Annotated in this window: 12 protein-coding genes; all 12 read left to right on the forward strand. The window is 60.6% G+C overall.

Annotation, left to right across the window (positions count from 1 at the left end; translation table 11 throughout):
- Nucleotides 1-75 precede the first annotated feature (75 nt).
- The 12 genes from A6D6_RS09065 (at nt 76) to A6D6_RS09120 (ending at nt 14150) form a co-directional block, all read left to right on the forward strand.
- Nucleotides 76-1272, forward strand: a complete 1197-nt coding sequence (locus A6D6_RS09065) for an acyl-CoA dehydrogenase family protein (protein ID WP_133492631.1) — start codon at nt 76-78, stop codon at nt 1270-1272.
- A 10-nt stretch (nt 1273-1282) separates the two neighbouring features.
- Nucleotides 1283-2422 (forward strand): acyl-CoA dehydrogenase family protein, encoded by a 1140-nt coding sequence (locus tag A6D6_RS09070; RefSeq protein WP_159660531.1) that lies wholly within the window; start codon nt 1283-1285, stop codon nt 2420-2422.
- 133 nt (nt 2423-2555) lie between these two features.
- Entirely contained in the window at nt 2556-3584 is a 1029-nt protein-coding gene (curA, locus tag A6D6_RS09075; protein ID WP_133492629.1) for an NADPH-dependent curcumin/dihydrocurcumin reductase, read from the forward strand.
- Between the two features lie 148 nt (nt 3585-3732).
- Nucleotides 3733-5172, forward strand: a complete 1440-nt coding sequence (locus A6D6_RS09080) for a DHA2 family efflux MFS transporter permease subunit (protein ID WP_133492628.1) — start codon at nt 3733-3735, stop codon at nt 5170-5172.
- A complete protein-coding gene (locus A6D6_RS09085; RefSeq protein WP_133492627.1) occupies nt 5172-6092 on the forward strand; it encodes a ketopantoate reductase family protein in 921 nt (306 codons plus the stop codon). Before A6D6_RS09080 ends, A6D6_RS09085 begins: the two co-directional genes overlap by 1 nt.
- A 158-nt stretch (nt 6093-6250) precedes the next feature.
- The gene (locus A6D6_RS09090) at nt 6251-8764 is read left to right on the forward strand and encodes a TonB-dependent siderophore receptor (RefSeq protein WP_159660532.1); all 2514 of its coding nucleotides are present in this window, start codon (nt 6251-6253) and stop codon (nt 8762-8764) included.
- Nucleotides 8765-8790: 26 nt separating this feature from the next.
- Nucleotides 8791-9051 carry a hypothetical protein gene (locus A6D6_RS09095; RefSeq protein ID WP_133492625.1) on the forward strand — a complete coding sequence of 87 codons (261 nt, stop codon included), beginning with the start codon at nt 8791-8793 and terminating at the stop codon, nt 9049-9051.
- Entirely contained in the window at nt 9051-9356 is a 306-nt protein-coding gene (locus A6D6_RS09100; RefSeq protein WP_133492624.1) for an MFS transporter, read from the forward strand. Before A6D6_RS09095 ends, A6D6_RS09100 begins: the two co-directional genes overlap by 1 nt.
- A 1-nt stretch (nt 9357) precedes the next feature.
- Nucleotides 9358-10971 carry a PepSY-associated TM helix domain-containing protein gene (locus A6D6_RS09105; protein ID WP_159660533.1) on the forward strand — a complete coding sequence of 538 codons (1614 nt, stop codon included), beginning with the start codon at nt 9358-9360 and terminating at the stop codon, nt 10969-10971.
- A 72-nt stretch (nt 10972-11043) separates the two neighbouring features.
- A complete protein-coding gene (locus A6D6_RS09110; protein ID WP_063142050.1) occupies nt 11044-11277 on the forward strand; it encodes an AbrB/MazE/SpoVT family DNA-binding domain-containing protein in 234 nt (77 codons plus the stop codon).
- Between the two features lie 5 nt (nt 11278-11282).
- Nucleotides 11283-11693, forward strand: a complete 411-nt coding sequence (vapC, locus tag A6D6_RS09115) for a type II toxin-antitoxin system tRNA(fMet)-specific endonuclease VapC (RefSeq protein ID WP_236564050.1) — start codon at nt 11283-11285, stop codon at nt 11691-11693.
- A 162-nt stretch (nt 11694-11855) separates the two neighbouring features.
- A complete protein-coding gene (locus A6D6_RS09120) occupies nt 11856-14150 on the forward strand; it encodes an NADP-dependent malic enzyme (protein WP_133492622.1) in 2295 nt (764 codons plus the stop codon).
- The last annotated feature ends 78 nt before the right edge of the window (nt 14151-14228 follow it).

The following is a 14228-nucleotide window of genomic DNA, read 5'->3' on the forward strand; positions in this document are numbered from 1 at the left end:
AGACACTGAAGATCGCGGCCCGTGGATGGCGGGGCCGCGATGCCAGAGTCGTTGCGAGAACAACGAGAGGACGTTATGGATATTAACTTTACCGCTGAGGAAGCCGCTTTCCGCGACGAGGTCCGCGCCTTCCTGAAAGACAAGTTGCCAGAGGATATTTCCCGCAAGGTCAAGGAACACAAGCGCCTTGGCAAGGAAGACACGGTCCGCTGGCAGAAGATTCTCAACGAACAGGGCTGGCTGGCTCTGCACTGGCCGAAAGAGTATGGCGGTACCGGCTGGAGCCCGATCCAGAAGCACATCTTCGAGGAAGAATGTGCCGAGGCCGGCGCCCCCACGGTACTGCCGTTCGGTGTCAACATGGTGGCTCCGGTCATCATCAAGTTCGGTACCCAGGAGCAGAAGGACTACTACCTGCCGCGCATTCTCAAAAGCGAGGATTGGTGGTGTCAGGGGTATTCAGAGCCGGGCGCCGGCTCTGACCTGGCCAGCCTGAAAACCCGCGCCGTGCGCGAGGGTGATCACTATGTGGTCAACGGCCAGAAAACCTGGACCACCCTGGGCCAGCATGCCGACATGATCTTCTGTCTGGTGCGCACCGACCCGGATGCGAAGAAACAGGAAGGGATCTCCTTCCTGCTGATCGACATGAACACCCCCGGCATCACCGTGCGCCCGCTGATCACCCTGGACGGTGAGCACGAAGTGAACGAAGTGTTCTTCGACGACGTGAAAGTGCCGGTGGAAAACCTGGTCGGCGAAGAGAACAAGGGCTGGACCTGCGCCAAGTACCTGCTGACCTTCGAACGGACCGGTATCGCTGGCGTCGGCCAGTCCAAGGCTGCCCTGGCGCACCTCAAGCAAGTGGCCGCCCAGCAGATCAGCAACGGCCGTCCGCTGATCGAGGACCCGCATTTCCGCCGCCGTCTGGCCGATGTGGAAATGGAACTGATGTCCCTGGAAATGACCAACCTGCGTACCGTGGCCGCCGCCGAAGCCGGTGGGGTACCGGGCGCGGAAAGTTCCTTCCTGAAAATCATGGGCACCGAGCTGCGTCAGGAAATTACCCATCTGTTCCGCGCCGCCGCCGGTCCGTATGCGCTGCCGTTCCTCAATGAAGCACTGCACGATGATTTCGACGGCAATTATGTCGGCCCGGAGTTTGCCGCTTCGGTATCCGCCCGTTACTTCAACTTCCGTAAGCTCTCGATTTTCGGGGGCTCCAACGAAATTCAGAAGAACATCATCTCCAAGATGATTCTCGGTCTGTAAGGAGGCGATCATGGATTTCAAACTCAGCGACGAGCAGCGCATGCTCGAAGAGACCGTCGGTCGCCTGGTACGTGATACCTACACCTTCGAGACCCGCAACAAAATCCTCGAGTCCGAGCAGGGCTTCAGCGCCGACGTATGGCAACAGTTCGCCGAACTGGGCCTGCTGGGCGTGCCGTTCTCCGAGGAAGCCGGCGGCTTCAACGGCGGCGGCGCGGAACTGATGGTGGTGGCGGAAGGTTTCGGCCGTGGTCTGGTGGTGGAACCGTACCTGGCCACCGTGGTGCTGTGCGGCACTCTGGTGGACAAGCTCGGCAGCGACCAGCAGAAAGAAGCACTGGTGCCGGCGATCATCGGTGGTGAAACCCGCCTGTCCCTGGCCTTGTACGAGCCGCAGGGCCGCTACGAGCACAACCGCGTTGCCACCAGCGCCAAGAAAGACGGTGAAGGCTATGTGCTGAACGGCGAGAAAGCGGTGGTGATCAACGGTGACAGCGCCGACCAGTTGGTGGTCATCGCCCGCACCTCCGGTGCCGAGGATGATCGTGACGGCCTCAGCGCCTTCCTGGTGGATGGCAACGCTGCTGGCGTCAGCCGTCGCGGTTACCCGACCATCGACGGCCTGCGTGCCGCCGAAGTTGTTCTCAAGGATGTGAAGGTCGGCGCCGACGCCTTGCTGGGCGCGGAAGGCCAGGCCATTGACGCCTTGGAAGACTCCCTGGCGCTGGGCCTGGTGGCTCTGTGCGCGGAAGCGTCCGGGGCCATGGAAGTGGCTTGTGACCAGACTCTGGAATACATCAAGGAACGCCAACAGTTCGGTGTGCCGATCGGTAAATTCCAGGCGTTGCAACACCGTATGGTGGAAATGCGCATGGAACTGGAAAAAGTGCGTTCCATCACCATGCTCGCCGCCTGCAGCCTGAACGAGTCCCGTGAGCTGCGTGACAAGCGTTTGGCCGCGGCCAAGGCGCAGGTCGGCAAATCCGGCCGTCGCGTGGCGGAAGAAGCGATCCAGCTGTTCGGCGGCATGGGCATGATGGAAGAAACTCCCATCTCCCACTACGCCAAGCGCATCGTGATGATCGATCATCACCTGGGTGACAGCGAATACCACTTCGGCCGGCTGGAAAGCCTGCTGGAGGTGGAGTAACAAAAAGGGCGGCCGCAAGGCCGCCTTTTTTCGGTTAATAGTTAATAGTGAACAGTTAACAGAGAAAGAAAAAAGACAGGCCGTTACCTATCCACTATCAATTGATTAAATAATAAAATTCGGGAGAGTTTGTATGACCGTGAATCGCCAGATCATTCTCGCCAAGCGTCCGGAAGGCATGCCGGACGAATCCAACCTGGTCCTGCAGGAAGGCACCGTGCCGGAATGCGGTGATGGCCAGGTGCTGGTACGTACTATCTATCTGTCCCTGGACCCGTACATGCGAGGCCGGATGAGCGCGGCTAAATCCTATGCCGCCAGCGTCGAGGAAGGCGCGGTGATGGAAGGCGGCACCGTGGGGCAGGTGGTGGAATCCCGCCACCCGGATTTCAAACCGGGGGATTATGTGCTCGGCCGTGGCGGCTGGCAGGAGTATTCCCTGGAGCAGGGCAAGGCGCTGCGCAAGCTGGATCCGGCGCAGGCCCCCATCAGCACCGCCGTGGGTGTGCTCGGCATGCCCGGGTTTACCGCTTACGCCGGCCTGGAAGAGATTGGCAAGCCGCAAAAAGGCGAGACCGTGGTGGTGTCCGCCGCCGCCGGCGCGGTGGGACAGGTGGTTGGTCAGATCGCCAAAATGAAAGGATGTCGCGTGGTCGGCGTGGCCGGCGCCGAGGACAAGTGCCGCCAGGTGGTGGAGGCCTACGGCTTCGATGCCTGCGTCAACTACAAGGACGATGACTTCGAGAAACAGCTGGCCGAAGCCTGCCCCAATGGCATCGACGTTTATTTTGAAAACGTAGGTGGCAAGGTGTTCGACGCGGTAATGGGACTGGTCAATGATTTCGCCCGGATCCCGGTCTGTGGTCGGATCGCCCACTACAACGACACCGGCCTGCCGCCGGGGCCGGATCGCCTACCCGCGTTCATGGGCAAGATTCTGGTCAAGCGGCTGCTGCTCAAAGGCTTCATTCAGTTCGATTACATCCACCGCGCGGCTGACTTCCAGCGCGACATGAGCGCCTGGATCCGCGAAGGCAAAGTGAAGTACCAGGAGGATGTGGTTGAGGGCCTGGAAAACACGGTATCCGCGTTCCAGGGCCTGCTGCAGGGCAAGAACCGTGGCAAGTTGCTGATTCAGGTGGGAGAAGACCCGACCCGCTGATAGCGGAGTTGCTGCCACGCAAACACGTCAGGCTGTATTCGCGAGCAAGCGGAGCGACGCCCGGCTCGCTTCCCACGGAGGCGGCTACGGAGCAGCTGTGGGAAGCTGGCTTGCCAGCGAATCGATGTGTAAGCGTGCAAGCGGATTTATGCCCACGATAGAACAGCTTTTCGAACGTCATGGTCCCCGCTATCGCTGGCTGGCCACTGCCACCGTGATGCTGGGCACCTTGTCCATGGTGTTGACCTCCACCATCATCAATGTGGCGGTGCCGGCGATCATGGGTGAATTTCATCTCGGCCAGGATCAGGTGCACTGGTTGTCCACCGGGTTTCTGGCCGCCATGACCGTCGGTATGTTGGTGAACGCCTGGTGCCTGGCGCGTTTCGGTTCTCGCCGTACCTTCCTGTGTGCCATGACGATCTTTATCGTGGCGTCGGTGATGGGTGGGTTCAGTCAGAACTTCGAGGTCCTGGTGGCGGTTCGGGCGGTGCAGGGCGTCATGGCCGGCCTGATTCAACCTCATGCCCTGGTCACCATCTTCCAGGTATTTCCCTGGAACAAGCGCGGGCAGGCCATGGGTATCTATGGCATGGGCGTGGTCCTGGGACCGGCGGTGGCGCCGGCGCTTGGCGGTATCCTGGTGGACACGTTGTCTTGGCGGGCGGTGTTCTTCGCCGTGCTGCCCAGCTGTCTGCTGGCGCTATTCATGGCATCGCGTTTTTTGCCCGGCACCGCTCACGCTCGTAACCACCGCCTGGACTGGTTGGGCATGATCCTGCTCGGCGGCGGCTTGACCGCGTTGTTGTGGGCATTGGCGGGATTGGCCCGGCGTGGCCTGGATGATCCGCTATTGCTTACCGCCTTGTTCGGTGGTCCGCTGCTCATGGGGGCATTCGCCGCCTGGCAGTTTCGCCACCCTTATCCGTTGTTCGATCCGAGGGTGTTTCGTTATCCCGGTTTCGCCGGTGGTTTTTTTGTTGCCATGGTGATGGGAGCGGGTGTATTCGGCTCCACCTATTTAATGCCGTTGTACTTTCAGCAGGTACAGGGCATGACGGCCACGGACGCGGGCTTTATATTGATCCCCGCCGGCATCGCCATGGCGGTTATCTTCCCTGTGTCCGGCCATCTTTCCGACCGCCTGCCAGGCGCGGTGATGATTGGCGGCGGGCTGCTGTTGATGCCGCTGAGTCTGTTGTGTTTGCGGGCGGCGGATATCGGCACCGGCATGGTCTGGCTGATGCTCTGGGTCGCCCTGGGACGAGTGGCGCTGGGATTGATGATGCCGCCGGTGAATACCGGATCGCTGGCATTGCTGCCGCCGGAAATGATCCCGCAGGGATCCGGGGTGGTGAACTTCGCCCGCCAGATTGGTGGCGCTCTGGGCGTGAACCTGAGTGCCATCTGCGTACAATTTTTCAGTGACCGTCACTGGCATGCTCACCCGGAAGCGGGCCATCCCCACGCTTTCGAGGTCGGTTTTGACGACGCTTTTTTGATTACGGCGTCGCTGTTCATTCTGGCGCTGTGGCCGCTCGCGCGAATGTCGCGTGGACAGCGCCTTAAACGCACGGAGACCTCATAATGAGTCAACAACCCCATGTTCTGATCATCGGTGCTGGCGCCATTGGCAGCTTCTACGGCGCCATTCTCAAGCGCGCTGGCTGTACGGTAAGCGCCGTGGTGCGTTCCGAGTACGAGGCTATCCGCGACGGTGGTTTTCAGTTCGAGAGTCCGCTGGGTGATATTTCCTGGCGGCCGGATCATCTGTATCGGGACGGCGACCAGGCCGACAGCAAGCCGGACTATGTGATTCTCGCCACCAAGGTGCTGCCGAACTCGGACCGCGCCGCGCTGATCCGCCCATGGCTGGGGGAGGGCACTGGTATCGTGCTGATCCAGAACGGCCTGGATATCGAGCGGGAATTGGCGGAAGCCTTCCCCAACAACCCGATCATCAGCTGTCTGGCATTTATCGCGGTCAGCCGGGTGGCGCCGGGCCAGATCAAACACAACGCCTACGGCCGCCTGGTCATGGGACGTTTCCCGGAAGGTATCGACGAACACTGTTCGCGGCTGCGGGATCTGTTCGTGGAAGGCGGCATTGACATCAAACTCACCGAACAGGTAGTGGGAGAACGCTGGCTCAAGTGCGTCTGGAACACGCCCTTCAACCCGCTGTCGGTGCTGGCCAACGGGGCCGACACCTACACTATCCTGGACACCCCGGGCGGGGAACAACTGATCCGCGATCTGATGGCGGAAGTGATGGCGGTGGCGGAAGCCGACGGCCACCCGTTGCCGCCGCATCTGCCTGACAGCAATATCGCCGGCACCCGAAAAATGCCGGCCTATAAAAACAGCATGGCGCTGGATTATCTCAATGATCGTCCGATCGAGTTGGACGCTATTCTGGGTAACGTCGTGGCGATTGCCCATCGCCTGAACGTTCCAGTACCGCGACTGGAAACCGTCCTGGTGACTCTGCGCATGCGTCAGGGCTGATCGAAAGCGCGCATCGCGGCTCGTCAGCCGCGATGCCGCATGTCCTTTCATATCGCCCTGTATCGCCTTTGTTGTTGATGAGAATCAATACTATCTATACAATTGAGAATTATTATCAACCGTTAATAATTCTTCCAGATTGATCTCAGGACACACCAATGCGTATCTGGCGTTCCACGGCGGCCACTCGCGGCGCCGTCATGTTGTCTTTTGCCGGCTGTCTCGGCCTGGTTGCCAGCGCCGTATCGGCGCAAACCTCTGAATCTTCCTACCATCATCAGCACCAGCGGGTGCGGATCGCGCTGCCGGCGCAAAAGCTGGGTCCCTCCCTGGCCGCGCTGTCCCGCCAGACCGGCATCCAGATCCACTATACCGCCGGCGTCGAGAGCGAGGTCGGCAATGCCGTCAATGGCACCATGTCGTTTGACCAGGTGTTGCGCACACTGCTTTCCGGGTCCGATCTCACCTACACCTTCACTGAAAGCGGTGTGGAAGTAGGACGCCAGGGCGAACCCCACCGGATCGAGGCGGTGGAGGTCACCGCGGACACGCCAATGGAGGAGTACGCCTGGGGAGCGGCAAGCATGGGGTACATCGCTACCCATTCGGCGTCCGGTACCAAGACCGATGCGGCGGTGCTGGAAGTGCCTCAATCCATTTCCGTGGTGACCCGCCAGGAAATGGAAGACCGTGGCGCCGATAGTGTGATGGACGCGGTGCGTTATACCGCCGGCGTCAGCACCGAGCTGCAGGGTATCGACAGCCGGGTGGACGACATCACCATTCGCGGCTTCGATGCCAGCAGTTGGTCCAGCAACATGTACTTGGACGGCCTGCGAATGCCCAAGGGCGGGCAGTGGACCACGCCACAAGTTGATGCTTACGGCCTGGAAAGGGTGGAGATTCTGAAAGGGCCCGCAGCGGTGCTTTACGGTCAGGTGGCCCCTGGTGGTCTGGTCAACATGGTGGCGAAGCGGCCCTCTTTTGATCACCAGAACGAAGTGACCGTCTCCCGCGGCAGTTTCAATCAGACCGAGGGCACTTTCGATCTGGGGGCGACGTTGGATAAGGACGGCCGTTGGCTGGGGCGTATTGTTGGTTCCTACAACGATGGCGATTCACAGGTGGATGAAACCGAACTGAGCCGGACCTATATCGCCCCGAGCGCAACCTGGTTTATTTCCGATAACACCGACATCACTTTCCTCAGCTACTATCAAAAGGATGACGGCGGGTCCACCTACCAGTTTCTGCCGTTGAGAGGGCTAAAATACCGTACCGACAGAGGCTATATCGATCGCGATACTTTCCTCGGTGAGCCGGATTGGAACGTCTATGACAGGGAGCAGTGGGCGGTGGGTTACGATTTCAACCACCGTTTCAATGAGGTCTGGGCGTTCCGCCAGAATGCCAAGTACAACCATGTGGAAAGTCTGTTCAAGACAGTGGTGTCCGCGACTTTTACCAACGGAGGGTGGAAGGACGACGATGGCAACATCGCCCGGCGCGGGGTCAAAGGCGTGGGGGACCTGGACAGCTATGCCGTCGATAACCAATTCATCGCCGATTTCGACAGTGGCGCCGCCCGTCACAACCTGATCTTCGGGGTCGATTATTTGCATACTGATTGGACCCATGCCCGCTACGGTGTGACCGCCACTATTTCCGACATCAATGTATTCGATCCGGTGTACGGCGGTGCCGCTGGCTTTGGCGACAACATGAGAACGCAAAGTGATTATGACGTCAGTGAACGCCAAACCGGCCTGTATCTCCAGGACCTGATCTCCATCGGTAACTGGCACTTCACGGCCGGTCTGCGTCAGGACTTTTACGATAACACCACCTATGACAAAGCGTCGGCGAACAATGACAACAGCGATGATACGGACGATCACGCCCTGACCTGGCGGATCGGCGGTGTGTATGAATTCGAGAATGGGCTGGCGCCTTACGCCAGTTACGCCACCTCTTTCGAGCCGATGGCCGGCGTCGCTTCCAACGACAAAGCATTTGATCCGTCGGAAGGGAAGCAATATGAAATCGGTGTGAAGTATCAACCGCCACGCAGCAACAGCCTGGTCACGTTGTCCGCCTTTGACCTGCGTCAGACCAATCTGACCGCGGGCGATTTGAATCCGCCGGATGGCGCCAGCTGTATTGATAATACTGATCCGGCCAATCCGGACATCAGTGGTTGTCAGCGCCAGACCGGCGAAACCCGTACCCGTGGGGTCGAGCTGGAAGCGAAAATGTGGCAACGGCAAGGCGCCAGTGTGACCGCCAGCTATACGTTGCTGGATACCGAGGTGGATGATTCCGACGCCGACGTCGACGGTAACGAGAAGACCTATACCCCACATAACATGGCCAGCCTCTGGGTCGACTACAAATGGCGGCAGGGGCTACTGGCTGGTCTTGGTATTGGCGTTGGCGCCCGTTATATGGACCGGGTCTACGGCGATGCGGAAAACCTCTACAGTGTGGACAGTTATACCTTGTACGACGCTTCTATTCGTTATGACATGGGTGCCATCGGCTGGCGTGGCGTGGAGCTGGCCCTGATCGGGCGCAATCTCAAGGACGAGGAATTCCTCTCTTATTGTAATTCCTTCGGCTGCTCCTACGGTTCCGCCCGTAACATCACCGCCAGCGTCAAATACCGCTGGTAAGTCGAAGAGATCGGGGAGTCAGGGAAATGGGAGTGTTCGGTTGCATGGTGTTGAGTCTGCTCGCGGTGGCCTTGTTGTATCTGCGCTCGCCGAATCAGCGTTGGCTGGCCCGGCCGTTGACCGGCGTTGTGTGGCGGGTGTTGTCCTGGGCGCTGTTGCTGCTGTCCTGGCCCGCCTGGATGATGGTGCTGGACGCCAAGGCGGGCTTCTTCGCCGCCTTGACTCTGTTGATGCTGCTGCTCGGCACTCTGCCGTTGTTGTCACTGCTCAAGGAGGGGCGTGCCTGATGGCCAAGCCGAAACGACCGCCGATTCAACCACACTGGTGGAGCAAGACCCTGGCCGGTTGTGTGCTGGGGTTCAGCCTGGCGCTGGCGCTGATGGGGCTGTTCGCCTGGCTCGGGCCGGGCGGCATCGAGGCGCCCAACAAAGTGCAATTCAATATGTGGCTGGTGCCGGTGATCTGGATGGCGGTGTTTGCCTTCGTCTATCTGTTTCGCACCGGCTTGCGTGCGTGGCTGTGGCTGGGCGCCGCCAATGTGGCGGCCTTTTCCGCGTTGCTGGTGGCGCGTTTGATCCTGGAAGGCGGTTGATATGCGTAGCGATGTGATACGGACCTACAAGACGCTGCACACCTGGACCGGACTGATCGCCGGCATGATGCTGTTCATCGGCTTTTACGCCGGCGCCTTGACCATGTTCAAGGAGCAACTGGATCGCTGGGCATCGCCGCCCATGGCGGAGCAGGGTGAATGGCAATGGGCTGGCCCGCAACGTTGGCCGGAGCTGATTGGCGCGGTGTTGCGAACCGATCCGGACGCGGCACGGGGTTTCACGTTGCATGTGCGGCAAAGCGAGAATGCCCCCGTGCCACTGACCTGGCAGCAACAGGGCGGGCGGCATCTTCCCGGCGTCACCGGGCGGGCCTCGCTGGACGACAACGGCACTCTGCGCACGGAGTCCTATCAGCCGTCGGCCATGGCCGAGCTGATTGATTTGCTGCACCAGACTGGCGGCATTCCCGGACAGGGACACCACTACTTCGGCGTTTATGTCATGGGCGTGGTCTGCGTGCTCTATGTCTTGGCCCTGGTGTCCGGCGTGATCGTGTTGCTGCCCACCCTGATCAAGGATTTCTTCGCCCTGCGGCCGGGCAAGAACCGCAAACGGTTCTGGCTTGATGCGCATAACGTGGTGGGCATCACCAGCCTGCCGTTCCATCTGATCATCGGGCTGACGGTCATCGTGTTCGCCTTTCATGACCAGATTTACGACGGCCTGGGCAAGGTGGCGTATGGTGATCGGCCGCTGTTTTCGCGGCCAGCTCCCTCCGGGGATGGTGTTCCCCGGGAGGTGGATAATCTGGTGGCACCGGAAACACTGTTGGCCACGGTGCGGGATTATGACCCTGACTTCGAACCCCGGGAAATGATGTACTCCGACGTGCTCGGGCCGCGGGCCTCGGTACGTATCGCCGGTGAAAATCCGGCGCACATGGTGCGCGGCGCGGACCGGGGATTCGTCGTCATGAATCCCTACACCGGCGAGATCACCGACACCGATTACATGCCCGGGCATGAGGATCCCTGGGTGGATATCATCACCACCTTCTTCAGTTTGCACTTCGGTAACTTCGGCGGCTCGTTGATGCGCTGGGTCTATGTGCTGATGGGGCTGGGTGGGGCCTTTCTGTTCTATACCGGCAATTTGCTATGGGTGGAGACGCGGCGCCGCAAGCAACGCCGCAACGAGGCACCGGTATCCCAGCGCCGCACCACCGAACTGATGGCGGCGGCCACCGTCGGCGTCTGCTGGGGCTGTGTGGCGGGGGTCTCCGCCGCCATGGTGACGGGAAAATGGGTGAGCGCGGGAACGGGGGCCACCACGGCCTGGTACCTCGGCGCCTATTACATCGTGTTCCTGGGCTGTGTGGCCTGGGCCTTCTGGCGCGGCGCCGCGCGCGCGGTGGTGGAACTGTTGTGGTTCTCGGCGCTCGCCACCCTGGCGATTCCGCTGACCGGGTTGCTGGTGCTGCTACTGCCGTCCCTGCCGCCCTGGCTGCATCTCTCCCCGGCGACACTGGCGGTGGAAGGGACGGCGCTGATCGTGGCGGTACTGTTGATGCTGGCGGCGAAACGCACCGCCCGACGGGTGAGGCAGGGGCCAGCGGACAGCGTCTGGGCGGCGCCGGTGGGCGATAGTGGATAGTGACGGTCTTGACGCCGTGTCCCAGGTGATATATATCGACGGTATGTATCAGGGTTCTTCGGAGGGTTTGTCATGACCCAGTTCGCTAAAATCTTCATGTCCGGCCGCAGTCAGGCGGTGCGGCTGCCCAAGGACCTGCGCTTCGAAGGGACGGAAGTGATCGCCCGGCGTTTTGGTAATGGTGTGTTATTGCTGCCGGTGGAACGCCCTTGGGACATCATGCGCGAGGCTCTCGAGGAGTTTGACGCGGATTTCCAGATGGAACGGGAGCAACCGGCGGCACAGGATCGAGAGTCAATGGAGTAAGGCCAATGGAAGGGCTGCGCTATTTGCTGGACACCAATATCTGTATTTACATCATCAATCGGCGGCCCGAGAAGGTCTTTCGCCACTTTGAGTCACTGCGCGCGGGTAACGTTGGTGTGTCCAGTATTACCGCCGCGGAATTGGCATTCGGGGTGGCTAAGAGTGGTTCGAAGCGCAATCAACAGGCGCTTGGCAAATTCCTCGCTCCCCTTGAAGTGATGCCCTTTGGCGAAGACGCGATTGAGTTCTATGGCCAGGTGCGTGGGCGCCTGGAGGCGCGAGGCACGCCAATAGGCAGTCTGGATATGCTCATCGCGGCTCAGGCGCTCGCTTTGGGAGTGACCCTGGTGACCAATAATCTCCGTGAGTTCCGGCGGGTTCCGGATCTGGCCCTGGAAAATTGGGTGTCCTCCTGACGCGGTAACCTGGGAAGGGATTGACCAAACCGAATTGTAACAGTTGGCGAAATGTAACAGTTCGGTGGGTTCCAGAGGCTTTACTCGCTAGTGTGATACCGGTGGGGAGCAGTACACTGGTTCGCTCAATCTTCCAGGAAAAGCCAATAAGGAGACCTGACCTTGGCCACCGACAGCCGTCGTGCTGCACTCGATTACCATGAATTCCCCGTTCCCGGCAAAACCGCCGTCGTCGCCACCAAACCGCTGACCAACCAGAGTGATCTGGCGCTGGCTTATTCGCCCGGCGTGGCCGCCGCTTGCGAAGAGATCGTCGACGATGCCAACAACGTGTTCCGGTACACCGGGCGCGGCAATCTGGTGGGGGTGATCAGTAACGGCAGCGCCGTGCTGGGGCTGGGCAACATTGGCGCCCTGGCGTCCAAGCCGGTGATGGAAGGCAAGGCGGTCCTGTTCAAGAAGTTCGCCGGTCTGGATGTATTCGATATCGAGATCAACGAAAGCGATCCGGACAAACTGGTGGAGATCATCGCCGCTCTGGAGCCCACTTTCGGTGGCATCAACCTGGAAGACATCAAGGCGCCGGAATGCTTCATCGTCGAGCGCAAGCTGCGTGAGCGCATGAGCATCCCGGTATTCCACGATGACCAGCACGGTACCGCCATTACCGTCAGCGCCGCGTTCATTAACGGTCTCAAAGTGGTGGGCAAGCCCATCGATCAGGTCAAGGTGGTCACTTCCGGCGCCGGCGCCGCGGCACTGGCATGCCTGGATCTGATGGTGGACCTGGGTCTGCCGCAGGAAAATATCTGGGTCACTGATATCGAAGGCGTGGTGTATCAGGGGCGCGAAGTGCTGATGGACCCGGACAAGGCCCGCTACGCGCAGCCCACCGACGCCCGCACCCTGGGCGAAGTGATCGACGGCGCCGACGTGTTCCTCGGTCTGTCCGCCGGCGGTGTGCTGAAGCCGGACATGGTACAGCGCATGGCGGCACGCCCGCTGATCCTGGCGTTGGCCAACCCGAGCCCGGAGATCCTGCCGGAAGACGCCAAGGCGGTACGCGACGATCTGGTCATGGCCACCGGCCGTTCCGATTACCCGAACCAGGTCAATAACGTTCTCTGTTTCCCCTATATTTTTCGCGGCGCGCTGGACGCCGGCGCTACCACCATCACCCGGGAAATGGAAAAGGCGGCGGTGTACGCCATCGCCGGTCTCGCCCAGGAAGAACAGAACGAGGTAGTGGCCGCCGCCTACGGCACCTATGACATCAGTTTCGGTCCGGAATACCTGATTCCGAAACCGTTCGATCCGCGCCTGATCGTGCGCATCGCACCGGCGGTGGCGAAAGCGGCCATGGCCGACGGCGTCGCTACCCGGCCGATCGCCGATCTGAACGCCTACGCCGAACAGCTGGAGCGCTTCGTCTACCACTCCGGCGCCTTCATGAAGCCGTTGTTCTCCGCCACCAAAGCGCTGGTGCGCGACGGCGGCAAGGCCCGCATCGTATTCACCGAAGGTGAGGAAGAACGGGTGCTGCGCGCGGTGCAGGTGGTGGTGGATGAAGGGTTGGCGTTCCCGGTGCTGGTGGGCCGCCCGGAAGTGCTCGCCATGCGCATCGAGCGCTATGGTCTGCGTCTGCGTCTTGGCGAGGATGTGGAAGTCACCAATCCGGAGCAGGACGAACGCTTCCACCGCTACTGGAATGAGTATTGGGAAAAACTCTGCCGCCAGGGGGTCACCAAGGAAGTCGCCCGTACCGAGATGCGCCGCCGCATGACGCTGATCGGCGCCATGATGGTTCACCTGGGCGAGGCCGATGGCATGGTGTGCGGTACCGTGGGCCGGTTCGCCGAGCACTTGCGCTTTGTTGATCAGGTTATCGGCCGCAAGGAAAACGCCCGTACTTACGCGGCGATGAATGTGCTGTTATTGCCGGAGCGTACCGTGGCGGTGGTGGACACCCACGTCAATGAAGACCCCTCCGCCGAACAGATTGCCGAGTTCACGGTGGCCGCCGCCGAGGAAATGCGGCGCCTGAATCTGGAACCGAAAGCGGCGTTGTTGTCGCGCTCCAACTTCGGGTCCGAGCGGTGCGCCGCCAGTGAGAAGATGCGCCAGGCGCTGGCATTGATTCGCGAGGCGGCACCGGAGTTGGAAGTGGATGGGGAAATGCATGGCGACGCCGCGTTGGAGGAATCGATTCGGCAGGGCATCCTGCCGGATTCCACTCTGAAAGGATCGGCCAATCTGCTGGTCTGTCCCAACGGTGATTCCGGCAACATTGCTTACAATCTGCTGAAAACCGCCGCCGGCAGCAATGTGGCGGTGGGCCCGTTTCTGCTCGGCGTCAACGCGCCGGTGACAATTCTGACGTCCAGCGCCACGGTACGGCGCATCGTCAACATGGCGGCGCTCACCGTGCTGCGGGCGAATCTGGAAGGGAAGGGGTAGGGCAACCGGAACCATCGCCGTAAGGCAGCTTCCCACAGAGAGGGCTGCAAAGCCGCTGTGGGAAGCTTGCTGGCAAGC

The organism is Alcanivorax xiamenensis (genome assembly GCF_009846745.1).
Lineage (GTDB): Bacteria > Pseudomonadota > Gammaproteobacteria > Pseudomonadales > Alcanivoracaceae > Alloalcanivorax > Alloalcanivorax xiamenensis.